Consider the following 24893-nt stretch of genomic DNA (forward strand, 5'->3'; position numbering starts at 1 on the left):
GACCACCCCCGCAGCCGCGTCCACAGGGGCCCGGCACCCCGGTGGCGACCCCCGCGTACCCCTGCGGGAGCGGGGGGCCACGTCGCTGGGAGCCGCGGACCGTTCACGAAGGCGTGAGCGCGTCCCTGTCGGCGAAACCATCCGTGAACCCCCCGAAGCTCCTCGAACTGCCTTGTCCCGTAAGGCCCTTGAGGGCCACGCAATCCTACGCACTCCAGACGTACGATCACGTAACAGGCATAGTAGGGGCCCGGTCTGACAACGGCGGCCGGCCAAGACGGGTCCCCCGGAGGATCCGCTCGGGGACAACGGAGAACGCGGACACCCATGGCATCACGGCGGGACGAACTCAACGCGTACACCTTCGCGAAGCGTCGCACGCTCGCGTCGTTCATCCAGCCCTCGCCGACGGGCTCGGACGAGGGGGCGCCGCGTCCGCTGCGCGCCGTGCTGCCGGGGGCCGTGATGGCGGTGGTGCTGCTCGCCGGGTCCGGGGCATGGGGGATGTTCAGACCCGCCGCACCGCCCGGCTGGGACACCCCGGGCGAGAAGGTGATCGTCGCGAGCCTGTCCACGACCCGCTACGTCGTGCTGACCACCGACGGCAGGAGCGAACTGCACCCCGTCCTCAACATGGCCTCGGCGAAGCTCCTGCTCGCGCCGGACAAGGGCCAGGTCGTCAAGGTCGACGAGTCGGTCCTGGACCGGGGCTCCCTGACGCGCGGCGCCACCCTCGGCATCCCGTACGCCCCCGACCGGCTGCCCTCGCCCGAGGAGGCCGGCTCCGCCAAGCGCTGGGCGGTCTGTGAGCGGCCCGGCGACGGCGGGCGCGCGATCCAGAAGGCCGCGTTCGTCCTCGCCGGCCGCGACAGGAGCCGCACGGACGGCGCCGAACGGCTGACCGGCGGCGAGCTGATGTACGTCGTGGGCGCCGAGGACAAGACCCGCTACGTCGTGGACGCGCGGGGAACCAAGTACCCGGTCGGCACCGACGAGCTCCTGCTGCGCGCCCTGGTCGGCGCGGGCCGGACACCCGAGCGGGTGTCCAAGGAGTGGCTGGAGACCCTCCGTTCGGGTGACCCGGTCGCCTTCCCCGAGGTCGGGGGAGAGATCGGCGGTCCGGCGGGAGTGCCCGGAACCCTGGCGCCCGAGGCGAACCGGATCGGCGTGGTCCTGCGGGCGGTCAACGGCGCGGGCACGCAGTACTACCTCGTCCGTCGGGGCAGGGTCTCGCCGGTCTCCGACTTCACGGCGAAGCTCCTCCTCACCAGCCGCCGGCTCGGCGCGGTCATGAAGACCGGTCAGGCGACGGCGACCAACGCGTCCCTGTTCCGGCCCGAGGCCACCGAGTTCCCCGACCACGCGAACTGGCCGCGCCGGATGCCGGTCGCCGTCAACGACGCGGGCACCACGGGCGGGAGCCGCAACACGCTGTGCAACGTGCTGCGCGACGTCGACGAGGACAGCGGCGCGGTCACCCTGAGCACCTGGGCGGGCACCGACTTCCCGAGGCCCCTGCCCACCGGATCCAGCAGCGCTTACGTGACACCGGGCTCCGGGCAGCTGTTCCGCCAGATCCAGGGCTCCGGGACCAGGGCCGGCGGTGTCTTCCTGGTCACCGACACGGGCCTGCGCTACGCGATGCAGTCCAACGGCGACAGCGCCGAAGGCGACGCGGGTACGGGCCTGACCGCCCGGCAGCGCGAGCGGCTCGACCAGGAGGCCCGGCCGGCCCAGACCCGGCTCGGCTACGCGAAGTCGGAGCCGGCCCCGATCCCGGTCAGCTGGTCCAGGTTCCTGCCCCTCGGGCCCCGCCTGTCCACCGGGGCGGCCCGCCGGCCCCAGGGCTCCTGAGAGGCGGCACGGCCATGGCGTACGCACGCGGGGCGCTCGCCCTGTCCGTCGCGGCCTTCACGGCCCTCGCCACCGTCGCGGTCGCCGCGGGGGCGGCCCTTCCCGCCGCCGCGCTGGCGGCACCGGCCGACGGCGAGGGCGGCGCCCCGTGCACCTTCCCGTCCAAGCCGTACGCCGGGCGCCCCTGGGCGCTGCAGCGCGTACTCCTGGACGAGCTGTGGCACCGGTCGACGGGCCGGGGCGTCGAGGTCGCCGTGATCGACACCGGCGTCGACCTCAAGAACACCCAGCTCAAGGGGGCGGTGGACGCGTCCAGGGGCAGGAACCTGCTGCCGAGGGATCTCAAGGATCCGAGCGGCCGGGCGCTGCCGCGCGGCGCGGAGAACGGCACCACCGACACCGTCGGACACGGCACGAAGGTCGCCGGGATCATCGCCGCCCGCCCGGCCGACGGCACCGGGTTCGTCGGCCTGGCCCCCGGCGCGACGATCATCCCCGTCCAGCAGAACGACGCGGAGGGTCACGGCACGACGCGGACCCTCGCCGACGCCATCCGCTACGCGACCGGCGTCGGCGCCGACGTCATCAACATCTCCCAGGACACGGCGAAGGCGGTGGAGCCGGCCGGCACCCTGAGGCAGGCGGTGGACGCGGCGCTCGCCCGGAACATCGTGCTGGTCGCGTCCGCAGGCAACGACGGCCTCGGCGGCAACGTCAAGCAGACCTACCCCGCCTCCTTCCCCGGCGTCCTCGCGGTCGCCGCGTCGGACCGCAACAACGAGCGGGCGGCGTTCTCGCAGTCCGGCCCGTTCGTGGGCGTGGCGGCGCCCGGCGTCGACATGGTCTCCACCGTCCCCGGCGGCGGCCACTGCGCCGACAGCGGCACGAGCTTCTCGGCGCCCTACGTCGCGGGCGTGGCCGCGCTCATCAAGGCCAAGCACCCCCGCTGGACCGGGCGCGAGGTCGTCGCGCAGATCGAGCAGACCGCCGAACGCTCGGTGCCCGGCCGCGACCGCCTGGTCGGCTGGGGCGTGGTCGACCCGGTGCGCGCCCTCACCGAGGACGACCACCCGATCCGAACCCCGGTCGCCCACGAGGGCGTCACCCCCGCCCGCGCCCCCACCCCCGCGCCCCTCCACCTCGGTGAGACGGACGACCAGCGCACCCAACGCCTTGGCACGTACGTGACGGTGGGCACGGCGGTCCTGGCGGCGGCGCTGTGCGGCGCGGCGGTGACGCTCGCAGACGTGCGACGCCGTGGCCGCCGGGCGGGGGCGCCGCCGTCAACTCGGCTTCCCTGAAGCCCCGTTGGGGCGGGGCGAGGATTGGCTACAGTGACCGCAATGCGCTGAATGGGACAGAAGGAGGCGGTACGTTCCCTTCCACCAGCAAGCCCCAACATCGCACAGAGACCGGGGATTTGGGCGACGAGGAGGACGACATGGGGCGTCCTGCCCACGTGGACGGAGGCGGCGGCGATGGGCGATGACCTGAGGAAGGGCCTGGAGGCGCTGACGACCTTCAAGAAGCGGATCGACAAGCTGCTCACCGACTTCGAGACCTCCCGTGCCGGCCCCACGACCCTCGCGGCCCAGCAGATCCCCCGCCCGTCCTTCAGCGCGGCCGGCACCGCGTTCCCCGAGGCGGACGGCCTCTTCACCCAGTACCACCGCCTACACGAACGGCTGACCTCGCTGTCGCGGTCGCTGAGTCACCAGATCGAGGCAATGGGGATCGCGGTGCACGGGGCGGATGTGGGGTTCGCTCATCTGGATGAGGAGACGCGGCAGCGGTTCTGGGCGATCCAGGACAAGACCGACTACGACGCGGGCGTCGCGCGCCGCGAGAAGGACGGCCATCCGATGCCGGAACGCACCGACGACAAGACCTCCGGGTCGGGGTGGTAGCCATGACCGGCGAGCCGCAGTCCCCCGCGCCCCTGACGGACGAGCAGCGCGTCACCCAGCAGGTGGCCGTCACCGACATCGCCACGGCGACGGCGACGGCGCTGTCCCGCTCGTTCCCCTCCGGGGGGAGGGCCGTCTTCTCCGGAGCAAGGACGGACTTCGAGGGACATCGGCTCAACGAGATGCTCGACCTCGTCCACCCCGCCCAGCCGGGCCACTTGCTCGACGCCGGACACGCGCTCCGCGCCGCCCGCGGCGCGATCGACGCGGCGGCGGCCGAACTCGACGGTCACATCGCCAACGTCGAATGGGAGGGCGAGTCCGGCGAGGCCTTCCGCACCTGGGGCAAGAACCTCGCCACCCACGCCAGGAAGCTGGCGGACTTCGCCGGCACGGCGGGTGTACAGATCAGCGCGGCGGGCGAGGGCCTCGTATCGGTGAAGAGCGCGCTGCCCCCGCGCGACCACCGGGCCGACCCGGTGAGGGTCACCGATATTCCGCCGATGCGGCGGGTTGCGGGGAATGCGGAGTACGAGGCGGCGGTGCGGGTGGAGAAAGACCGCCAAGAGGCGATCAACCAGCTGAACCGCCTGTCCTCCTTCTATACGGTCTCGCAGCAGAACCTGGCCTCGCTGGAGGCGCCTGTGTTTGAGGTTATGCCGGGGGTGGGGGTGCCTAAGCCTAGAAATTGGTATGGGGGTGACCCCACGTGGCCTTGTCCTGAAAGGACGGCCAACCCCCCGTCAGAGAGAATGGCGCCGATGGGGCAGTCGGATAGCAGTGCCGTGAGTCACGCACGTGTTGAGACCGCAGACGGCTCTGGGGAGACAAGGCGCTCAACCCATAGGGGCTTCCCGGGCGGTAGCCCGGTGAGCATGGAGATTGACAGCGGCCCGCCATTACTGGATACGGCGCCAGAGCGGGCTGCTATGGCCCCGCCGCCAGTCGTGCCCGTAACGCCTGGAGTGACTACAGCCCTCCTTGCGGTCAACTCCCAATTCGGCCCCGCGGTGCATAGTTCGGGGCGAGCTGTCGATGGCGAACACGGGGCCGGTACGACTGAGCCACCAAATGGACCTGCCAGTGCGGCAGGTAGAGGGAGTGTGGATCCCGTACGACGGGTGGGGCCTTCAGGGCCGGAATTCACCAGGAGCGGAAGCCGCTCCGCTGTAGGTGAGCCGCCGATGAGGCGGGGGGTCTCGGTTGGAACTCCTCGTGTTGGCGGACCCGTGGGTCCCAAGCCGGAGACTTCAGGAGCGAGTGGCAGTGTACGCAACGGAATTGTCGGTGGCCGCCCGAACTTTGGAGCGCAAGGCTCCGCTGGGTCACAGAGATTCGGGGCGAAGACTGCCGGTTCCTACGAGACGTCCAGCCAGCCATTCGCGACCGGTCGCCCAAGCCAAGGGGGCGTGGTGGGAGCAAACGAGCCTTCAGTAGCTGGCGAGGTGCGGAAGGGCGGGCGCGTCAAGGCCAATGTGGACGGTGTGGTCGGAGTTCCGCAGGGTCGATCCGCTGGTAAGCATTTCCACCGCAGCCGGTTTACGAGCGGCGGTTCCGGGCTGGTCAGGGGATCGCGGGAAGAGCAGATCTTGGATGACGAGGACGACGAGACGTGATGCTCTCCGGTCCTTCGGTCGGCGACGAAGAGATGCGTCAGCTCTGCCGATGGGACTTCTTACCACCAGCGATCGACTAGCACAGGCGAGGACGTGAGAACGGATGAGACCAAGAGTCAGTGGACCGGGGAAGGCCAACTCGCTAACGGAGAGAGCCAGTCGGAGACGTTTAGTGGTCGTGTGCGTATCCCTCGGTGCTTACCTCGCCGGAGCTGGCGGACTGGTTCCTAACGCGCTTGCGAATGACGCTGTCGCGCCGGACCAATGGTACCTCTCGGCCATGCACGCACCGGAGATGTGGAAGGTGAGTACGGGCAAAGGCATCAAGGTTGCCGTCGTGGACACGGGCGTAAATCCCAATACCGCCTCCCTGAAGGGTCAAGTGCTTGCTGACGAGGTCCCCAAGTCAATCGCGTACGGTGTGACCGAGGACTACCAGGGACACGGCACGGCCATGGGCGAGTTGATCGCCGGTACTGGAAGGGGCGGCGGGGTGAAAGGACTGGCCCCAGACGCCAAGATCATTCCCCTGCGCATTTCTCTTGGAAGCCTCAAGGGTCAAGCAGGGCTGAATCTTACGAGCTCATCCGCAGTGGGGATCCGTGCCGCAGCGGATTCGGATGCAAAGATCATCAACCTCTCTTTCGGTGGCCCTTCAGGGGTGCCGGAGGAGGCGGAAGCCATTAAGTACGCCATTTCAAAAGGGAAGTTGTTGTTCGCCGCGACCGGCAATGATGAGAAGAGTGCGGGTGCGACGTACCGCGACTTTCCTGCCGCCTACCCTGGCGTCGTTGGCGTCAGCGCGGCGGACGAGACCGGAACGGTTGGCGACTTCTCTCATTCGGGCAGCTACATCGACCTGGCATCGCCGGGCCTCAACGTGCCGGTGTGGTGCGACACCACCTTCCAGCGGTACTGCCCAAGCCAGGGCACCAGCCAGGCCTCCGCCATCGCCTCCGCCTCCGCCGCCCTGATCTGGTCCGCGCACCCCACCTGGACCGCCAACCAAGTGCTGCGGACGATGATCGACACGGCCGGGCGTACCTGGGACAAGGCCACGCCCAGCAAGTACCTCGGCTACGGGCTCATCCGGCCCCGGCTCGTGCTCGAGCGGCCCGGTATCGATCCCGGGCCCGCCGACGTCGACCCCCTTTCGAGGGAAAACGGGACCGGGGGCGGGGCACCCGCCGTGCCGACGAGCAAGCCGACGAGCAAGGGGGAGGGGGGCGTCAGCACCCCCTGGATCGTCGGCGCGGCCGTCGCCGGGGGGCTCGTGATCGGGGGCGGCATCCTCGCCGCGCTCCGGACCCGGCGCCGCGCCTAACGGAACCACCGGCCACAGCTGGGCCCCGCTCGGGGTCCGGCGCCGCGCCTAGCGGAACCACCGGCCACAGCTGGGCCCCGCTCGGGACCCGGCGCCGCGCCTAGCGGAACCACCGGTCACAGCTGGGCCCCGCTCGGGGTCCGGCGCCGCGCCTAGCGGAACCACCGGTCACAGCTGGGCCCCGCTCGGGGTCCGGCGCCGCGCCTAGCGGAACCACCGGCTGCAGCTGGGCGCGGCCCACCACGAAAGCCACCCGAAAGGAAGCCCCCGCATGGCACAGGACCAGCGCGTATCCGACAGCGACATGATCGCGCTCGAAGGGAAGATCCTCGAACGCTTCGACTCGGTCAAAGGCCAGCTCACCCACCTGCAGAACGTGATCAACAGCCTCGAAGGCGCCTGGGAGGGCATCGGTGCCCACGCCTTCGACCGCAAGCAGACCAGCATCAACAACCAGATGTCCCACATGGGCCGGCTGCTCCTGGACTTCCTGGAGGCGATGAAGGCGACCCGCACGGTCAAGGGCGACACCGACGAAGGGGTCCGCAAGGCCCTCATGGGCATCGACGTCGTGGACGGCTACAGCGGTGACGCGGCCGCCACGAGCGCGGTCACCTCGAACCTCAGCACCTACTAGCCGAACCCGCCCCGAGCGGCACCGGCACGCACCCGCCGACCCGCACAACCCACCTGCTCACCAAGGAGATTGGGGAAGCCATGCCCAGCAGCAACGGCGACGTCCTCGCAGTCACGTACGGCAGCCTCGAGCTCGCGGCCGAGGACATCCGGCGCCAGGCCGGCAAGCTCCAGCAGGACCTGGACGAGATCCGCGGCCTCGTCGAGCGGGCCTCCCACAACTGGCGGGGACAGGCCCACGAGGCGTACGCGGCCAAGCAGCGGGACTGGAACAACACCGCCGACAGCGTCCACACCTCGCTGACACAGATCGCCAACGCCGTCGCCGAGGCCGGCCCCGCCTACCGCGCCGGTGACCACAAGGCCGCCGGCTTCTTCCAGTAGGCGCCGGCCAACGGCGGCGGCCGGAACGGGGTGGGCCCGCGCCCACCCCGTCGCCACGCGGCCCGCTACTGCGCCGAGCCCGCCTCGATGCCCCCGTTGCGCACCGACGGCTCCAGGTCGAACTCCCCGTCCCGCGCGCCCAGTACGAACGCCTGCCACTCCGCCTCGGTGTAGCGCAGCACCGTCGAAGGATCCACGGAAGACCGCATGGCCACGGCACCGGCCGGCAGGTAGGCGATCTCGACGCGTTCCTCGTCCTCGGCCGTGCCCGGCGCGCTGTGCCACTCGACACCCGAGATGTCCAGGGCGTACAGCTCGTTCTTCTCGCGCTCCTTGCGCTCCTGGAGTTCCTTGTCCTGTTCCTCAGCCATGACGGAGCGATTCCTTCCAGACGTGCCGACCCGGACCTGCCGAGCAGCGGATGTACCCACAACCCGCAGTCCACTCACCCTACTTGGCGGGCTGCCCCGCACACGGGGAGCTTGCCCTCACTCCCGGGCCATCAGTCCCGTCTGCACCAGCGGCCTCCCGCGCCTGCGGGAGACGAAGACGCCACGGCCCGCCGGCATCGGACGCGGCCGGACGCCGCCGAGGAGGTCGCCCTCGGCCGGATCGCCCGACAGGACCACGCCCTGGGCACCCAGCTCCCTCATGCGCTGCGTGAACGGCTCGTACGCGGCACGGCCCGCGCCCGCCGTGGAGCGGGCGACGATGAAGCGGACCCCCACATCGCGGGCGAACGGCAGCAGCTCGGTCAGCCCGCCCAGAGGGTTGCCGCTCGACGTCGACACCAGGTCGTAGTCGTCGACCACGACGTACACCGTGGGACCCCGCCACCAACTGCGGTCGCGCAGCTGCCGCGCGGTCACGTCCGCGCTGGGCGCGCGGCGCCGCATCAGGTCGGCGAGCGCGTCCATGTGGTGGTCCATGGCGTTCGACATGGGGATGTACTCGGCCAGGTGGGACGGCGGGGCCGCGTCCAGCAGGGCACGCCGGTTGTCCACCACGAACAGCTTGCACGCATCACCCTCGTACCGCCGGGTGAGCTGGGTGATCAGCAGGCGCAGCAGGTTCGACTTGCCGGACTCGCCCTCGCCGAAGACCAGGAAGAACGGGTCCTGCTCGAAGTCGACGAAGACCGGCGCCAGTTCGCTCTCGTCGAGCGCGAACGCGATGCCCCGCTCCGGCGCCGCGTGGCCGGGCGGCAGCTGGGACGCCGGGAGTTCGCGCGGCAGCAGGCGGACCGAGGGCGCGCCCGGAGCCGTCCAGTGCCGGGCGATCTCCCCGACGAGCGCGGCCGTCGCCTCGGCGAGACCGGTGTCGCACGCGAGGCCGTCGACGCGCGGCACCGCCGCCATGAAGTGCTCCTTCCGCGGGGACTGGCCGCGCCCCGGCACCCCGACGGGGACACCCGCGGCCACCTTGCGGTCGAGCTCGGAGTCCATGGTGTCGCCGAGCCGCAGCTCCAGACGGTTCACCAGATGGTCCTTGAGGTTGGCCCTGACCTCCATGGCACGCGAGGCGGTCAGCACCAGGTGCACACCGTGGCCCAGCCCGCGCGCCGCGATGTCCAGGACGACCTGCTCCAGACCCTCGTACTCGGTACGGAAGGTGCCCCAGCCGTCGATGACGAGGAACACGTCACCCCACGGCTGGTCGGCGACCGAAATCGTGCCGGCGGCCCGCCGGCCCCGGAAGTCGGCGATGGAGGCGATGCCCGCCGAGCGGAAGTACTCCTCGCGCCGGGTCAGCACGCCGTACACCTCGGCCACCGTGCGCCGCACCCGCTCCGGGTCGAGCCGGGAGGCCACACCGCCCACGTGCGGCAGACCGGCCATCGCCGCCAGGCCGCCCCCGCCGAAGTCCAGCCCGTAGAACTGGACCTCCCCCGGGGTGTGGGTGAGCGCGAACGAAGCGAGCAGGGTGCGCAGCAGCGTCGACTTGCCGGACCGGGGGCCGCCCAGGATCTGCAGATGGCCGGCCGCACCCGAGAAGTCGCACCACAGCGGGTCGCGCCGCTGCTCGTACGGCTTGTCGACGAGGCCGAGCGGCACGACCAGACGCCCGGCGCCCTCGTGCCCGGGCCGGCACAGCCCGCGTCCCGGCACCGGGGCGAGGCCCGGCAGCAGCAGGTCGAGCGTCGGGGGGCTGTCCAGCGGCGGCAGCCACACCCGATGGGCGGCCGGGCCGCGCCCTTCGAGCCGGCGCACGATCACATCGAGCACCGTGTCCGCCGACGCGTCGTCGGCGGTCGGCCCGCCGTCCGGGCGCGGCCCCGGCACGGCCCGCGCGGCGGACGGTACCGGCACGGCCGGCGCATACGGCACCGGCACTTCGGCGGCGGTGAAGAGGACGGGCCCGCGATCCACGGGCACCGGCCCGCCGGGCGCGGCCGACCGGTCGCCGCCGGCGCGGGGGGCACCCGAGACGTACGCCGCCTTGAAGCGGGTCAGCTCGTCGGTGGCGGACTTCAGACAGCCGGAGCCCGGAACGCTCGGCAGGTGGTAGGCGTCGGGCACGCCGAGCGCGGCGCGCGACTCCGCGGCCGAGAAGGTGCGCAGACCGATCCGGTAGGAGAGGTACGTCTCCAGGCCGCGCAGCCGTCCCTCCTCCAGACGCTGCGAGGCGAGCAGCAGATGCACACCGAGGGACCGGCCGATGCGGCCGATCTGCACGAACATGTCGATGAAGTCCGGCTTGGCGCTGAGCAGTTCACTGAACTCGTCGATGACCAGAACCAGTGAGGGCGCCGGCGGCAGGGCGGCGCCGGCCAGCCGGGCCCGCTCGTAGTCGTGGAGGTTGGCGTAGTTGCCGGCGTCGCGCAGCATCTCCTGGCGGCGGTTGAGTTCGCCGCGGATCGCGTCGCCCATGCGGTCGACGAGGGTCAGGTCGTCGGCGAGGTTGGTGATGACGGCCGCGACGTGCGGCAGCCGCGCCATGCCCGCGAAGGTCGCACCGCCCTTGAAGTCGGCGAGAACGAAGTTCAGCGTCTCGGACGAATGGGTCACGGCGAGGCCGAGCACCAGCGTGCGAAGGAGCTCCGACTTGCCGGAGCCGGTCGCGCCGACGCACAGGCCGTGCGGGCCCATGCCGTCCTGCGCGGCCTCCTTCAGGTCGAGCATCACGGGCCTGCCGTCCTCACCGACCCCGATCGGCACCCGCAGCCGCTCGGCGGCCGAACGCGGCCGCCAGGTACGGGCGGTGTCCACCGCGTCCGGGTCGCCGAGGCCGAGGAGCTCGGTGAACTCCAGCTCGGCCAGCAGCGGTTCGCCGCCGTCGCCGTCCGAGGCCATCCGCAGCGGGGCGAGCTGACGGGCCAGGGCGTCGGCGGCCTCGTACGACAACAGGTCGGGCGTGCCCTCGTACACCAGGCCGTGCCCCGACTCCAGGCGCAGCGCGCACGGCTGCACCACCATCGCCAAGTCGCCCCGCGCGCCCGCGAGTTCACCGGGCAGGACCTCGACGACGGTGACGCCCTGGAGGCCTTCCGCCGAGGCGAGCACCGACGTCGGCGGCGGCGACACCCCGTCGAGCACGACGACGACGTGCGGCTCGTCGAGCAGCGGCGCGCCCTGCGGATGGAAGCGCGGGCGGCCGGTCAGCCGCGGCGCGAGCAACTCCTCGAGTCCCGCCGTACCGCGGCTGAACAGGCGCCGGCTGCCCGCGCCGTCGACGAGGCCCGGAACCTGGGTGTGCGGCAGCCACTTCGTCCACTCCCAGTGCGCCGAGGCGGCCGCCGAGGAGGCGACCGCGACCACCAGGTCCTCGGGGGAGTGCAGCGCGGCGAGCGAGGCGGTCAGGGCGCGGGCCGAGGCCCGTACCGACGGCGCGTCCCCGCTGAGGGTCAGGTGGTAGAAGGCGCGCAGCGAGACCGCCAACGGCAGGTCCTCCACCGTCTGGTGGGTGGCCAGGAACCGCCGCATGGCGCCTGCCGTCAACGGCTCCAGCCGGTCGGCCGGTGCGGTCGGCGGCGGCACCAGCGCGGTGGCGAGTGCCTGCGGGCCGAGCCCGACGCGCACCTGCCCGAAGTCCTCGTCGCCCGCCCGGCGCTCCCACACCCGGCTGCCCTCGGCGATCAGCGCCCACAGCTGCTCGGGGGAGGGGTGCAGGTAGTACTGGGCGTCGCGCTGCCTGCGCGCGACGTCGGCGGCCGCGCGCCGGGCCCGGCCGAGATGGCGCAGGAAATCGCGGCGCAGATCCGCCAACTGCCCCTGGGATCCCCGGCGGTAGCGGACGACCATCGCCACCGACATGGCCACCGTCGAGGCGACCATCACCATGCCCATCACCCTCATGAACGGCTGGGTGTTCGGCATGAAGAAGAACACCACCGAGCCGCCCATGCCGAGCATGGGCAGGAGCTGCATCAGGACACCCTCCTGCTGCCCGCGCGCCAGCTCCGGCGGAGAGGGCAGGACGACCTCCTCCGTGGGTACTCCGGGCGGCAGGGCCCGGGGCGGACGCTTGACGACGATGTGACTCATCGCGCACCAACTCCGTTGACAGTCAGGGGAGTTCAGCCCGCCGCTCCCTCCGGCGGACGCCGACCGCGGCACGGTCGCGCCGGCCATCGGACCGCTCCGGGCGGCGATAGGGTGCCGTCCGGTTCGCGCGGCACCCGAGAACACAACGAGGACCACCGGGCGATCGACACCGGCGGCGAACGGCCCCCGGCCGGGGCGCACAACACGCCGCGCACCCGCCGGCGACAGCGAGTTGAGGGGAACCCCGAGGGTGAGCCGGACGACCACCGCGACGACCACGGCGACAACGACCACGACCACGGCGACAACGACCATGCCGACGACGCCCAGCGCGATGACCACAACCACGGCGGCGACGACCACGACCACGACGACCACAGCCACCGCGACAGCCACCGCGACGGCGGCCGCCGGGCCGGACCGGCCGGGGGCCCAGGGCCCCGGGGCGGGCCTCGGCTTCTGCCGGGTGACCATCGTCGCCCCGGACGGCCGCATCGACGTCGCGCTGCCCGACGACATCCCCGTCGCCGACCTCTGCCCCGAGATCCTCCGGCTCGCCCGCCAGAGCCCCCAGGAGGGCGCCCCCGTCGGCTACTTCCTGGTGCGCCGCGACGGCACCGTCCTCGACGGCGCCCGCTCGCTCGCCGCCCAGACGATCCTCGACGGCGAACTGCTCATCCTGCGCCCGTTCTCCCAGTCGCTGCCGCCCGCCGTCTTCGACGACGTGGCCGAGGCCGTCGCCGCCGCGGTCACCCAGGACCGCACCCTGTGGCACACCGGTCTGACCCGCGCCGCCGGCCTCGTCGCGGGCGGCGTCCTGGCCGCGCTGCTCGCCGTCGCGGCCTGGACCGGCGACCCCCGGCACGACATGCACGGCCTGCCCGGCATCCTCGCAGCCGTTGCCGGACTCCTCCTGCTCACCCTCGCGGCCGTACGCGCCCGCATCCACGACGACCAGCCCTGCGCCGTCGCCCTCGGCCTCGGCGCACTGCCCAGCATCGCGGTGGCCGGCTCCGGACTCCTGCCGCTCGCCCCCCACCACGGCATCGGCCGCCTCCAAGCGCTGCTCGCCTGCGCCGCCGTCCTCCTCGCCGCCCTCGTCCTCACCCTGCTCTCACCCCGTGGCGACGGGCCCTTCGTCGCGTTCGCCCTCGCCTGCGCCACCGGCACGCTCGTCGTGTTCGCCGCGATCCTCACCGGCATGACGGCCACCGAGACCGCCGCCGTCTGCACGCAGCTCGCCGTCGCCGCCCTCGCCTTCCTGCCCGGCCTCTCCCTGCGCTTCGCCCGGCTGCCCATCGGCTACGACGCACCCCACAGCTCCCAGCACGACCCCGGCGACGACACCGAGCCCCGGCCCGTCGACGCCGAGCGCATCGCCGCCCGGGCCCGGCGCGGCCACGAACTCCTCGCCGGCCTCGTCGGCGGCTGCGCCCTCCTCGCCGTCGCCGGAGCCGCGGTGCTCGGCTTCGCCGGCGACACCTGGGGCCACCTGCTGGCCCTGGCCACCGGCGCGGCCCTCCTCATGCGCGCCCACCTCTTCCGCCACACCGCCCAGGTCGCCGCCACCCTGACCGCCGGGCTCACCACCCTCGTCCTGCTCGGCCTCGGCCTGTGCGCCAGCGCCCCGCGCGGCCCGGTCGAGAGCGCCGGCACCGACCTCGGCCTCCGTACGCTGTGGCTGGTCGCCGCGATCGCCGCGGCCGCGGCCCTGCTCACCGCGATCGCGCTGATCGTGCCGAACCGCGGCGTGACCCCCTTCTGGGGCCGCTTCCTGGAGATCGCGGAGGGATTCGTCCTGCTCACGCTGACGCCGCTCACCCTCGCGGTCTTCGACGTGTACGCCAGGGCCCGCGCCCTGACCGGCTGATCCGCCCGCCCCGGGCTCCGGTCAACCGCCACCCGGGGTACTGGTACGCTGTGTGACGGCCGTTTGTGTACGCGTTTCCGGATCATCTGGAAGCTGCGCTCATCGGACCTTCGCCTCCGAGTCACGGAAGCTCCCCAGAGATCAAGACCTGGGGCACTCGTGGGCGCATCGAACCATACTGAGGAGTAAGCGTGCCGCTCGACGCCGCTACGAAGAAGCAGATCATGTCCGAGTTCGGCCAGAAGGAGGGCGACACCGGCTCCCCCGAGGTCCAGGTCGCCATGCTCTCGCGCCGCATCTCCGACCTGACGGAGCACCTCAAGACGCACAAGCACGACCACCACTCCCGTCGTGGCCTGCTGATCCTCGTCGGCCAGCGCCGCCGCCTTCTGCAGTACCTGGCCAAGAAGGACATCCAGCGCTTCCGTACGCTGGTCGACCGCCTGGGCATCCGCCGCGGTGCGGCCGGCGGCGCCAAGTAAGCATGCTGTCGAGGGGAGCGGTTCCCACCTATTAGGGGGCCGCTCCCTTTGCTGTACATGCGAGACGTACCGAACGCTCAGTAGTCTGGTACGCACAACAGAACAAGCAGCACCGAAGACGCTTCACCGCGACGAGCGAGCAGAAGCCCTCCTCCGCCGCCGGTCCTCGGTAGTGGCCCCCGGAAAGCAAGGAACACCGGGCGCTTCGATCGAAGACCGGCCCGCCCCCAGGAGCGCTTCTCCGCCGTCACCCCACCGTCCACCGCGCCACACGGGCCCGGCGGACGAAAAGACGACAAGCAAATGGAGAAAACGCTAGTGGAGAACGAGACCCACTACGCCGAGGCCGTCATCGACAACGGCACCTTCGGCACCCGCACCATCCGCTTCGAGACGGGCCGCCTGGCCAAGCAGGCCGCCGGCTCCGCCGTGGCGTACCTGGACGACGACACCATGGTCCTCTCGGCGACCACCGCGTCCAAGAAGCCCAAGGACCAGCTCGACTTCTTCCCCCTGACGGTGGACGTCGAAGAGCGGCAGTACGCGGCCGGCAAGATCCCCGGCTCCTTCTTCCGCCGTGAGGGCCGCCCCTCCGAGGACGCGATCCTCACCTGCCGCCTGATCGACCGCCCGCTGCGCCCGTCCTTCAAGAAGGGCCTGCGCAACGAGATCCAGGTCGTCGCGACGATCATGGCGCTCAACCCCGACCACCTGTACGACGTCGTCGCGATCAACGCCGCGTCCGCGTCCACCCAGCTGGCCGGCCTGCCCTTCTCCGGCCCGATCGGCGGCGTCCGCGTCGCGCTGATCAACGGCCAGTGGGTCGCGTTCCCGACGCACACCGAGCTCGAGGACGCCGTCTTCGACATGGTGGTCGCCGGCCGCGTCCTGGAGGACGGCGACGTCGCGATCATGATGGTCGAGGCCGAGGCCACCGAGAAGACCATCCAGCTGGTCAAGGGCGGCGCCGAGGCGCCCACCGAGGAGGTCGTCGCCTCCGGTCTGGACGCCGCGAAGCCCTTCATCAAGGTGCTCTGCAAGGCGCAGGCCGACCTCGCCGCCAAGGCCGCCAAGCCCACCGGCGAGTTCCCGGTCTTCCTCGACTACCAGGACGACGTCCTGGAGGCGCTGACCGCCGCCGTCAAGGGCGAGCTCGCCCAGGCGCTCACCATCGCGGGCAAGCAGGACCGCGAGGCCGAGCTGGACCGCGTCAAGGAGATCGCCGCCGACAAGCTGCTCCCGCAGTTCGAGGGCCGCGAGAAGGAGATCTCCGCCGCGTACCGCGCGCTGACCAAGAAGCTGGTCCGCGAGCGCGTCATCACGGACAAGGTCCGCATCGACGGCCGCGGCATCACGGACATCCGTACGCTCGCCGCCGAGGTCGAGGCCATCCCGCGCGTGCACGGCTCGGCGCTGTTCGAGCGTGGCGAGACCCAGATCCTGGGCGTCACCACCCTCAACATGCTCCGCATGGAGCAGCAGCTGGACACCCTCTCCCCGGTGACCCGCAAGCGCTACATGCACAACTACAACTTCCCGCCGTACTCGGTCGGCGAGACCGGCCGCGTGGGCTCGCCCAAGCGCCGCGAGATCGGCCACGGCGCGCTCGCCGAGCGCGCCATCGTGCCGGTCCTGCCGACGCGCGAGGAGTTCCCCTACGCGATCCGTCAGGTGTCCGAGGCCCTCGGCTCCAACGGCTCGACGTCCATGGGCTCGGTCTGCGCCTCCACCATGTCGCTCCTGAACGCCGGTGTGCCGCTCAAGGCCCCCGTCGCCGGTATCGCCATGGGCCTCATCTCCCAGGAGATCGACGGCAAGACGCACTACGTCGCCCTCACCGACATCCTCGGTGCCGAGGACGCGTTCGGCGACATGGACTTCAAGGTCGCCGGCACCAAGGAGTTCGTCACCGCGCTCCAGCTCGACACCAAGCTCGACGGCATCCCGGCCTCCGTCCTGGCCGCCGCCCTCAAGCAGGCCCGCGACGCCCGCCTCCACATCCTCGACGTGATGATGGAAGCGATCGACACGCCGGACGAGATGTCCCCCAACGCCCCGCGGATCATCACCGTCAAGATCCCCGTGGACAAGATCGGCGAGGTCATCGGCCCCAAGGGCAAGATGATCAACCAGATCCAGGAGGACACCGGCGCCGAGATCACGATCGAGGACGACGGCACCATCTACATCGGTGCCGCCGACGGCCCGGCCGCCGAGGCCGCCCGCGCCACGATCAACGGCATCGCCAACCCGACCATGCCGGAGGTCGGCGAGCGCTACCTGGGCACCGTCGTGAAGACGACGACGTTCGGCGCGTTCGTGTCGCTGCTCCCGGGCAAGGACGGTCTGCTGCACATCTCGCAGATCCGCAAGCTCGCCGGCGGCAAGCGCGTGGAGAACGTCGAGGACGTCCTGGCCGTGGGCTCCAAGGTCCAGGTCGAGATCGCCGAGATCGACTCCCGTGGCAAGCTCTCCCTCATCCCCGTGGTCGAGGGCGAAGAGGCTGCCGAGGGTGACAAGGACGACGCTGCCAAGTGACGTCCCGTAGTTCCGCGACGACGGCCCGCCCCTCCTCCGAGGGGCGGGCCGTCGCCCGTACCCAAACGCTTCTGAAGGGCCAAGGCGGCATCGGCACCGTCCGCCGCACGACCCTCCCCGGCGGCCTGCGGGTCGTCACCGAAACCCTTCCCTCCGTACGGTCGGCGACCTTCGGCATCTGGGTCCAGGTCGGCTCGCGCGACGAGACGCCGACGCTGAACGGCGCCACCCACTACCTCGAGCACCTCCTGTTCAAGGGCACCCACAAGCGCAGCGCCCTCGACATCTCCTCCGCCCTCGACGCGGTCGGCGGCGAGATGAACGCCTTCACGGCGAAGGAGTACACCTGCTACTACGCGCGGGTGCTCGACACCGACCTGCCGCTGGCCATCGACGTCGTGTGCGACATGCTCACCGACTCGCTGATCCTCGCCGAGGACATCGACGCCGAACGCGGCGTCATCCTCGAAGAGATCGCCATGACCGAGGACGACCCGGGCGACTGCGTGCACGACCTGTTCGCGCACACCATGCTCGGCGACACCCCCCTCGGCCGCCCGGTCCTCGGCACCGTCGACACCATCAACGCCCTCACCCAGGCGCAGATCTCCCGCTTCTACAAGAAGCACTACGACCCGCGCCACCTGGTCGTCGCCGCCGCGGGCAACGTCGACCACGCCACCGTCGTACGCCAGGTCCGCAAGGCCTTCGAGAAGGCCGGCGCGCTCACGCACACCGACGCCGTGCCCCTCGCCCCGCGCGGCGGCTCCCGCACCCTGAAGGCCGCCGGCCGCATGGAGCTCCTGAACCGCCGCACGGAACAGGCCCACGTGGTCCTCGGCATGCCGGGCCTGGCCCGCACCGACGAGCGCCGCTGGGCGCTCGGCGTCCTCAACACGGCACTGGGCGGCGGCATGTCGTCCCGCCTGTTCCAGGAGGTCCGCGAGAAGCGCGGCCTGGCCTACAGCGTGTACTCCTACACCTCGGGCTTCGCCGACTGCGGCCTGTTCGGCGTGTACGCGGGCTGCCGCCCCAACCAGGTCCACGACGTCCTGAAGATCTGCCGCGACGAACTGGACCGGGTCGCACGCGAAGGCCTCTCGGACGACGAGATCGGCCGCGCGGTCGGCCAGCTCTCCGGCTCCACCGTCCTCGGCCTCGAGGACACCGGCGCGCTGATGAACCGCATCGGCAAGAGCGAGCTGTGCTGGGGCGAACAGATGTCGGTCGACGACATGCTGGCCCGGATAGCGCAGGTCACCCCGGACGACGTCCGCGAAGTGGCCCGTGATGTCCTGGGACAGCGTCCCTCGCTGTCCGTCATCGGCCCGCTCAAGGACAAGCAGGCCGACCGCCTCCACGAAGCGGTCTCGTAAAAGGTCTCGTAACCCCTTAAGGAAACAAGCGAATGAGCAAGCTGCGCGTGGCGGTCCTCGGAGCCAAGGGCCGGATCGGCTCCGAGGCGGTTCGAGCCGTGGAAGCCGCCGAGGACATGGAGCTGGTCGCCGCCCTCGGCCGCGGCGACAGCCTGGAGACGCTCGCCGACACGGGCGCCCAGGTCGCGGTCGAACTGACCACCCCCGCCTCGGTGATGGACAACCTGGAGTTCTGCGTACGCCACGGAATCCACGCCGTCGTCGGCACCACGGGATGGACCGAGGACCGCCTCGCGCAGCTCAACACCTGGCTCGCCGCCTCCCCGGCGACCGGGGTGCTCATCGCCCCGAACTTCTCCATCGGCGCCGTCCTCACGATGAAGTTCGCCCAGCTCGCCGCCCCCTACTTCGAATCCGTCGAGGTCGTCGAGCTGCACCACCCCAACAAGGTCGACGCCCCCTCCGGCACCGCCACGCGCACCGCCCAGCTGATCGCGGCGGCCCGCGCCGAAGCCGGGGTCGGCCCCGCACCGGACGCCACCACCACCGCGCTCGACGGCGCCCGCGGCGCCGACGTGGACGGCATCCCCGTGCACGCCGTCCGGCTGCGCGGCCTCCTGGCCCACCAGGAAGTACTGCTCGGCGCCGAGGGCGAGACCCTGACCGTGCGCCACGACTCCCTCCACCACAGCAGCTTCATGCCGGGCATCCTGCTCGGCGCCCGCCGCGTGGTGACCACTCCCGGCCTCACCTTCGGCCTGGAACACTTCCTCGACCTCAACTGAGCGGCACCGTCGGCCTCATGCGCGCAAAAATCACCTACCTCATCACGGCCGCCGTCCTGGTCTTCTACTTCGTCCTGGCTGGCAGCCGTGGCGTGCTGCTCCTTGAGCAGGGCACGTGGATCACCGTCACGCTGGGCGTGGCCGTGCTGATCCTGCCGTTGATCGGCATCTGGTTCCTGTGGGCCAACACCCGCTTCGTGACCAAGGCCAACCGGCTCGCCGTCGCCCTGGAGGCCGAAGGCGGCCTGCCCGTCGACGAGTTGACCCGCACCGCGGGCGGCCGCATCGACCGTGACTCGGCCGACGCCGTCTTCGCCCGCCGCAAGGCCGAGACGGAGGACGCGCCCGACGACTGGCGCTGCTGGTTCCGCCTCGCCGTGGCCTACCAGGACGCCCGCGACACGCCGCGGGCCCGCAAGGCGATGCAGCGGGCGATCGCCCTGCACGAGAACAAGCCGGCCGGGGTCTGAGACCGGCCGGGCCGCCCGGCCGCCGTCGAGGCGGACCGGCCGGCCCCTGGTCGAGCACCTTCGGGCCGACGCTCAGCCGAGGCGGTACTCGTCGCCCCAGGCCTCCACCAGGTCGGCCGCCCGGTCGAAGGCCTCGCCGCGGCCCAGGAAGTCCGCGTTGTGGTCGGTGAGCAGCGGCGCGAGCGTCTCGCCGCCCTGCCGCTCGGCCAGCAGGGCCTGCCCCTGGACCGTGCGCGGAAGGCCGAGCCAGCGCACCGGCTGCTGCACCGTGCGCACCCCGGCGATCCGCGGCCACGCCACCGTGGTGGTGGTGAGGAACGCGACCCGGCGCAGCCCGGCCCGGCTGACCCACACCCCGACGCGCAGCAGTCGCAGCGCGGAGGCGATGACGAGCACGGCGACGCACAGGACGGCGACCGCACCCGCCGGCTCTCCGGCGGCCGCGATGATCACGGCCGCGAGCAGTACGAACGAGGCGAGGAGCAGCAGCATGGCCGCCGCGGCGACCCGCCACGGGCCGGGCCGGTAGGGCCGCCGCCAGCGATCGTGGTCGTCGAAGGGCAGGGCGACATCGTCGGAGTACTCACCGGGTGCGTCGACTGCGCGGTCGGCCGTCAGGAAGGGCAGGGGCACGACTGATCCTCACTCACAAGCACGCTCGATTGGGCTGTGCGGGGTGAGGCTACCCAGGAGGTCAGCGCGCGGCCACCTCCGGGGGTCCGGGCGCGCGTCGGCGCGTCCGGGCCGGTCAGCGGCCGTCAACGCCCGTTGGAGGCCTCGGACTGCTGACTGTGCGTGGGGGACTGCGGGCTCTCCATGGCCGGAAGTCCGAACAGCAGCGCACCCGTGAGGCCGGCTATGACCGTGAGCCCGACCAGCGTCCTGCCAACGAGCTGACCTGCGCTCGCGCGCTGGCGCGGCGGCGGCTCGACATTGCTGCGGTAGCGGTCGGCCTCGGCGACGAAGGCGAACGGAACGGGCTCACGCCGGCGGAACATGGGGGCACATCTCCTCGGAAACTCGAGTGGCTGTCGAACTGGCTGCTGCTTACTAATACAGACGCTCGGCACTGCCGATTGGTGCCCGAATTCCCCGAATTGGCCGAAGAATGTGCTGACGAACCGTCAGAGACGGGGATGCCGGTGCCGGGCCCTACAGTGGGCGCCGCCCGAGCGACACAACGGGAAGGACCCGCCGGTGACCGACACCCCCGCCCCAGACGTCGAGCCGACCTTCCGCGCCGACGTCACCGTCGAGCTCGTCAAGCACGCGGCGAGCGACTCGGACGTGCTGTGGGCGGCCCGGGTCTCGACGGCCGGCGAGCAGTCCCTCGAAGAGCTCCAGAAGGACCCCGAGCGCTCCCAGGGGCTCATCAACTACCTGATGCGGGACCGGCACGGCAGCCCCTTCCAGCACAACTCGATGACCTTCTTCATCAGCGCCCCGATCTTCGTCTTCCGCGAGTTCACGCGGCACCGCGTCGGCTGGTCCTGCAACGAGGAGTCGGGCCGCTACCGGGAGCTCCAGCCGGTCTTCTACGTTCCGGCCGCCGACCGCAAGCTGGTCCAGCGGGGGCGCCCCGGCAAATACGAGTTCGTCGAGGGCTCGGCGGCCCAGCAGGAGCTGACCTCCCGCGTCATGGAGGACTCCTACCGCCGCTCCTGCGAGGCGTACCAGGAGCTGCTGGCGTCCGGCGTCGCCCGCGAAGTCGCCCGCGCCACGCTGCCGGTCGGGCTCTTCTCCTCGATGTACGCGACGTGCAACGCGCGTTCGCTGATGCACTTCCTCGGCCTGCGCACCCAGCACGAGCCGGCGAGGGTCCCGTCCTTCCCGCAGCGGGAGATCGAGATGGTCGGCGAGAGGATGGAGCGCGAGTGGGCCCGGCTGATGCCGCTCACCCATGCGGCCTTCAACACCAACGGCCGGGTGGCCCCGTAACGACCCAGCCGACAGGGGCGACCGACCATACCGGCACAGATGTGCGGATACGCCGCGCAAAGTGTCCGTATTGCGGCGTTTCGTGAAGTTCATCTAGGCTGATCAAACGGACCCGGCACTGCTTGAACCCCCGAGCAGGCAGTGCCGGGCTCCCTCAGCCACCGGCCCCCGAGGGGGCACCTCGCGCTGAGCAGCGAGTAGCGTGTTACCCATGGCTCCGATCTCCACTCCGCAGACCCCCTTCGGGCGGGTCCTCACCGCCATGATCACGCCCTTCACGGCGGACGGCGCACTCGACCTCGACGGCGCCCAGCGACTGGCGGCCCACCTGGTCGACGCAGGCAACGACGGACTCGTCGTCAACGGCACCACCGGCGAGTCCCCGACCACCAGCGACGCGGAGAAAGACCAGCTCGTACGAGCCGTACTGGAAGCGGTCGGAGACCGGGCCCACGTCGTCGCCGGTATCGGCACCAACGACACCCGCCACACCCTCGAGCTCGCCCGAACGGCCGAACGCTCCGGCGCACACGGCCTCCTCGCCGTCACGCCGTACTACAACAAGCCCCCACAAGAGGGACTGTTCCGGCACTTCTCGGCCATCGCCGACGCCACCGAGCTCCCCGTCATGCTCTACGACATCCCCGGCCGCAGCGGCGTCCCCATCGACACCGAAACCCTCGTACGGCTCGCCGAACACCCCCGGATCGTCGCCAACAAGGACGCCAAGGGCGACCTCGGCCGCGCCAGCTGGGCCATCGCCCGCTCCGGCCTCGCCTGGTACTCCGGCGACGACATGCTCAACCTGCCCCTCCTGTCCGTCGGCGCCTGCGGCTTCGTCTCCGTCGTCGGCCACCTCGTCACCCCCGAGCTCCGCGCCCTCCTGGACGCCTACCTCGCAGGCGACGTACGCAAGGCCACCGAGATCCACCAGCAGCTGCTCCCCGTCTACACCGGCATGTTCCGCACCCAAGGAGTCATCACCACCAAGGCGGCCCTCGCCCGCCAAGGACTCCCCGCAGGACCGCTGCGCCTGCCCCTCGTCGAACTCACGACGGAAGAATCCAGCCAGCTGGCGCTCGATCTGGCAGCCGGTGGGGTACAGCTCTAACCACAGACTTCACAACTGAATACGCGCCGGACAAACGCGCGAAAACCACACACAACAGCAAGTGCACGAATGACATACGCGCCACGTGCCCTACAGGTACGTGGCGCGTGTGGTGAGGAGAGTCTTTTGAGTCATCCGCATCCTGAACTCGGCACCCCGCCGCAGCTTCCCAAGAACGGCCTGCGCGTCACACCGCTCGGCGGCCTCGGCGAAATCGGCCGGAACATGACCGTCTTCGAGTTCGGCGGCCGCCTGCTCATCGTCGACTGCGGCGTCCTCTTCCCCGAAGAGGAGCAGCCCGGCATCGACCTGATCCTGCCCGACTTCAGCTCGATCCGGGACCGCCTCGACGACATCGAGGGCATCGTCCTGACGCACGGCCACGAGGACCACATCGGCGGCGTCCCCTTCCTGCTCCGCGAGAAGCCGGACATCCCGCTCATCGGCTCCAAGCTGACCCTCGCGCTCATCGAGGCCAAGCTCCAGGAGCACCGCATCCGCCCCTACACGCTGGAGGTCGCCGAAGGCGACCGCGAGCGCCTGGGCCCCTTCGACTGCGAATTCGTCGCGGTCAACCACTCCATCCCCGACGCCCTCGCGGTCGCCATCCGCACCCCCGCGGGCATGGCCGTCGCCACCGGCGACTTCAAGATGGACCAGCTCCCCCTCGACGGGCGCCTCACCGACCTGCACGCCTTCGCCCGGCTGAGCGAGGAAGGCATCGACCTCCTCCTCTCCGACTCGACGAACGCCGAGGTCCCCGGGTTCGTGCCGCCGGAGCGGGACATCTCCAACGTCCTGCGCACCGTCTTCGCGAACGCCGACAAGCGCATCATCGTGGCCAGCTTCGCCAGCCACGTGCACCGCATCCAGCAGATCCTGGACGCAGCCCACGAGTACGGCCGCCGCGTCGCCTTCGTCGGCCGCTCGATGGTCCGCAACATGGGCATCGCACGAGACCTCGGCTACCTCAAGGTGCCCGCCGGACTCGTCGTCGACGTCAAGACCCTCGACGACCTGCCCGACGACGAGGTCGTACTGGTCTGCACCGGCTCGCAGGGCGAGCCGATGGCCGCGCTCTCCCGCATGGCCAACCGCGACCACCAGATCCGGATCGTCCAGGGCGACACCGTGATCCTCGCCTCGTCGCTCATCCCGGGCAACGAGAACGCGGTCTACCGCGTCATCAACGGCCTGACCCGCTGGGGCGCCAACGTCGTCCACAAGGGCAACGCCAAGGTGCACGTCTCGGGCCACGCCTCGGCCGGCGAGCTGCTGTACTTCTACAACATCTGCAAGCCGAAGAACCTGATGCCGGTCCACGGCGAATGGCGCCACCTGCGGGCGAACGCGGAACTCGGAGCCCTCACCGGCGTCCCGAAGAACCACATCGTCATCGCCGAGGACGGCGTGGTCGTCGACCTGGTCGACGGCACCGCGAGAATCGTCGGCAAGGTCCAGGCGGGTTACGTCTACGTCGACGGCCTCTCGGTAGGCGACGTGACCGAGTCCTCCCTGAAGGACCGCCGCATCCTCGGCGACGAGGGCATCATCTCGGTGTACGTGGTGGTGGACTCCAGCAGCGGCAAGATCACCAGCGGCCCGCACATCCAGGCCCGCGGTTCCGGCATCGAGGACTCGGCGTTCAGTCCAGTGGTCGCGAAGATCGAGGAAGCCCTGAACCGGTCCGCCCAGGACGGCGTCGTCGAGCCCCACCAGCTCCAGCAGCTCATCCGCCGCTCGGTCGGCAAGTGGGTCTCGGACACCTACCGCAGGCGTCCGATGATCCTGCCCGTGGTCGTCGAGGTCTGACGGTCCCACGGACGTACCTCCGGAGCGGGGCGCCTCGATTTGCATCGAGGCGCCCCGCTCCAGTAGGTTTATGTCTCCGCCTGAACGGGAACCCGGCACAGTCAAGTGCCGTACGGGGAACCGGAACGGGGCGGGAATCCGGCTTCAGAATCTCTGATAAAGTCGGGCCACGCCGAAAGGGAAACGCGAAAGCGAAATCCTCGAAGCAAATCCCCATTCCGACGGGGAATCGGACACGAAAGAGTCTGATAGAGTCGGGAACACGAAATACCGAAGGGAAGCGCCCGGAGGAAAGCCCGAGAGGGT

General features: G+C 70.9%; 20 protein-coding genes. 16 read left to right on the top strand and 4 right to left on the bottom strand.

Features of this window, described 5'->3' with window-relative positions:
• Positions 1-327: 327 nt before the first annotated feature.
• The 7 genes from eccB (at position 328) to ACFYZA_RS38320 (ending at position 7721) form a co-directional block, all read left to right on the top strand.
• A complete protein-coding gene (eccB, locus tag ACFYZA_RS38290; protein WP_388494896.1) occupies positions 328-1854 on the top strand; it encodes a type VII secretion protein EccB in 1527 nt (508 codons plus the stop codon).
• A gap of 14 nt (positions 1855-1868) precedes the next feature.
• A complete protein-coding gene (gene mycP, locus ACFYZA_RS38295) occupies positions 1869-3155 on the top strand; it encodes a type VII secretion-associated serine protease mycosin (protein WP_388494897.1) in 1287 nt (428 codons plus the stop codon).
• A 177-nt stretch (positions 3156-3332) separates the two neighbouring features.
• Complete coding sequence (locus tag ACFYZA_RS38300) at positions 3333-3761, top strand: hypothetical protein (protein ID WP_388494898.1); 429 nt, start codon at positions 3333-3335, stop codon at positions 3759-3761.
• A 2-nt stretch (positions 3762-3763) separates the two neighbouring features.
• Entirely contained in the window at positions 3764-5377 is a 1614-nt protein-coding gene (locus ACFYZA_RS38305; protein ID WP_388494899.1) for a hypothetical protein, read from the top strand.
• A 280-nt stretch (positions 5378-5657) separates the two neighbouring features.
• Positions 5658-6701, top strand: a complete 1044-nt coding sequence (locus ACFYZA_RS38310) for a S8 family serine peptidase (RefSeq protein ID WP_388494900.1) — start codon at positions 5658-5660, stop codon at positions 6699-6701.
• A 271-nt stretch (positions 6702-6972) separates the two neighbouring features.
• Complete coding sequence (locus tag ACFYZA_RS38315; protein ID WP_388494901.1) at positions 6973-7338, top strand: WXG100 family type VII secretion target; 366 nt, start codon at positions 6973-6975, stop codon at positions 7336-7338.
• A gap of 80 nt (positions 7339-7418) precedes the next feature.
• A complete protein-coding gene (locus tag ACFYZA_RS38320) occupies positions 7419-7721 on the top strand; it encodes a WXG100 family type VII secretion target (RefSeq protein ID WP_382599810.1) in 303 nt (100 codons plus the stop codon).
• Positions 7722-7786: 65 nt separating this feature from the next.
• Here ACFYZA_RS38320 and ACFYZA_RS38325 read toward each other — a convergent pair whose 3' ends face one another.
• Positions 7787-8092, bottom strand: a complete 306-nt coding sequence (locus ACFYZA_RS38325) for a DUF397 domain-containing protein (RefSeq protein ID WP_382599808.1) — start codon at positions 8090-8092, stop codon at positions 7787-7789.
• Between the two features lie 117 nt (positions 8093-8209).
• Positions 8210-12205, bottom strand: coding sequence for a type VII secretion protein EccCa (eccCa, locus tag ACFYZA_RS38330; RefSeq protein ID WP_388494904.1), 3996 nt, complete (start codon positions 12203-12205; stop codon positions 8210-8212).
• A gap of 334 nt (positions 12206-12539) precedes the next feature.
• Between eccCa and eccD the strand changes: the two genes are divergently transcribed.
• From eccD to ACFYZA_RS38360, 6 genes are all read left to right on the top strand, one after another.
• On the top strand, positions 12540-14075 hold the full coding sequence (gene eccD / locus ACFYZA_RS38335) for a type VII secretion integral membrane protein EccD (RefSeq protein WP_388494902.1): 1536 nt from the start codon (positions 12540-12542) through the stop codon (positions 14073-14075).
• A 191-nt stretch (positions 14076-14266) separates the two neighbouring features.
• Positions 14267-14557, top strand: coding sequence for a 30S ribosomal protein S15 (gene rpsO, locus ACFYZA_RS38340; RefSeq protein ID WP_053728973.1), 291 nt, complete (start codon positions 14267-14269; stop codon positions 14555-14557).
• Between the two features lie 318 nt (positions 14558-14875).
• Positions 14876-17095 (top strand): polyribonucleotide nucleotidyltransferase, encoded by a 2220-nt coding sequence (locus ACFYZA_RS38345; protein ID WP_382599803.1) that lies wholly within the window; start codon positions 14876-14878, stop codon positions 17093-17095.
• Entirely contained in the window at positions 17092-18471 is a 1380-nt protein-coding gene (locus tag ACFYZA_RS38350) for a M16 family metallopeptidase (RefSeq protein ID WP_382599801.1), read from the top strand. The genes ACFYZA_RS38345 and ACFYZA_RS38350 overlap by 4 nt, the downstream gene beginning before the upstream one ends.
• 32 nt (positions 18472-18503) lie before the next feature.
• Positions 18504-19256: a 4-hydroxy-tetrahydrodipicolinate reductase gene (gene dapB / locus ACFYZA_RS38355; RefSeq protein WP_382599799.1), complete on the top strand. Its 753-nt coding sequence runs from the start codon at positions 18504-18506 to the stop codon at positions 19254-19256.
• 17 nt (positions 19257-19273) lie between these two features.
• Complete coding sequence (locus tag ACFYZA_RS38360; protein ID WP_382599797.1) at positions 19274-19726, top strand: hypothetical protein; 453 nt, start codon at positions 19274-19276, stop codon at positions 19724-19726.
• A gap of 72 nt (positions 19727-19798) precedes the next feature.
• Here ACFYZA_RS38360 and ACFYZA_RS38365 read toward each other — a convergent pair whose 3' ends face one another.
• Positions 19799-20359, bottom strand: coding sequence for a hypothetical protein (locus ACFYZA_RS38365; RefSeq protein ID WP_382599795.1), 561 nt, complete (start codon positions 20357-20359; stop codon positions 19799-19801).
• A gap of 125 nt (positions 20360-20484) precedes the next feature.
• Positions 20485-20724: a hypothetical protein gene (locus ACFYZA_RS38370; protein WP_382599793.1), complete on the bottom strand. Its 240-nt coding sequence runs from the start codon at positions 20722-20724 to the stop codon at positions 20485-20487.
• Positions 20725-20923: 199 nt separating this feature from the next.
• On the opposite strand from ACFYZA_RS38370, the gene thyX reads away from it, so the two are divergent.
• The 3 genes from thyX (at position 20924) to ACFYZA_RS38385 (ending at position 24587) form a co-directional block, all read left to right on the top strand.
• Entirely contained in the window at positions 20924-21664 is a 741-nt protein-coding gene (gene thyX / locus ACFYZA_RS38375; protein WP_388494903.1) for an FAD-dependent thymidylate synthase, read from the top strand.
• A 211-nt stretch (positions 21665-21875) separates the two neighbouring features.
• Positions 21876-22775, top strand: coding sequence for a 4-hydroxy-tetrahydrodipicolinate synthase (dapA, locus tag ACFYZA_RS38380; RefSeq protein WP_382599791.1), 900 nt, complete (start codon positions 21876-21878; stop codon positions 22773-22775).
• A gap of 126 nt (positions 22776-22901) precedes the next feature.
• Positions 22902-24587: a ribonuclease J gene (locus ACFYZA_RS38385; RefSeq protein ID WP_100578038.1), complete on the top strand. Its 1686-nt coding sequence runs from the start codon at positions 22902-22904 to the stop codon at positions 24585-24587.
• The last annotated feature ends 306 nt before the right edge of the window (positions 24588-24893 follow it).

The organism is Streptomyces sp. NPDC001828, from assembly GCF_042892175.1.
Classification (GTDB): domain Bacteria; phylum Actinomycetota; class Actinomycetes; order Streptomycetales; family Streptomycetaceae; genus Streptomyces.

Excerpts from the sequence above, each read along its gene's own strand:
- eccB (WP_388494896.1), top strand. The coding sequence starts at position 328 with ATGGCATCACGGCGGGACGAACTCAACGCGTACACCTTCGCGAAGCGT.
- mycP (WP_388494897.1), top strand. The coding sequence starts at position 1,869 with ATGGCGTACGCACGCGGGGCGCTCGCCCTGTCCGTCGCGGCCTTCACG.
- ACFYZA_RS38300 (WP_388494898.1), top strand. The coding sequence starts at position 3,333 with ATGGGCGATGACCTGAGGAAGGGCCTGGAGGCGCTGACGACCTTCAAG.
- ACFYZA_RS38305 (WP_388494899.1), top strand. The coding sequence starts at position 3,764 with ATGACCGGCGAGCCGCAGTCCCCCGCGCCCCTGACGGACGAGCAGCGC.
- ACFYZA_RS38310 (WP_388494900.1), top strand. The coding sequence starts at position 5,658 with ATGCACGCACCGGAGATGTGGAAGGTGAGTACGGGCAAAGGCATCAAG.
- ACFYZA_RS38315 (WP_388494901.1), top strand. The coding sequence starts at position 6,973 with ATGGCACAGGACCAGCGCGTATCCGACAGCGACATGATCGCGCTCGAA.
- ACFYZA_RS38320 (WP_382599810.1), top strand. The coding sequence starts at position 7,419 with ATGCCCAGCAGCAACGGCGACGTCCTCGCAGTCACGTACGGCAGCCTC.
- ACFYZA_RS38325 (WP_382599808.1), bottom strand. The coding sequence starts at position 8,092 with ATGGCTGAGGAACAGGACAAGGAACTCCAGGAGCGCAAGGAGCGCGAG.
- eccCa (WP_388494904.1), bottom strand. The coding sequence starts at position 12,205 with ATGAGTCACATCGTCGTCAAGCGTCCGCCCCGGGCCCTGCCGCCCGGA.
- eccD (WP_388494902.1), top strand. The coding sequence starts at position 12,540 with ATGACCACAACCACGGCGGCGACGACCACGACCACGACGACCACAGCC.
- dapB (WP_382599799.1), top strand. The coding sequence starts at position 18,504 with ATGAGCAAGCTGCGCGTGGCGGTCCTCGGAGCCAAGGGCCGGATCGGC.
- ACFYZA_RS38360 (WP_382599797.1), top strand. The coding sequence starts at position 19,274 with ATGCGCGCAAAAATCACCTACCTCATCACGGCCGCCGTCCTGGTCTTC.
- ACFYZA_RS38370 (WP_382599793.1), bottom strand. The coding sequence starts at position 20,724 with ATGTTCCGCCGGCGTGAGCCCGTTCCGTTCGCCTTCGTCGCCGAGGCC.
- dapA (WP_382599791.1), top strand. The coding sequence starts at position 21,876 with ATGGCTCCGATCTCCACTCCGCAGACCCCCTTCGGGCGGGTCCTCACC.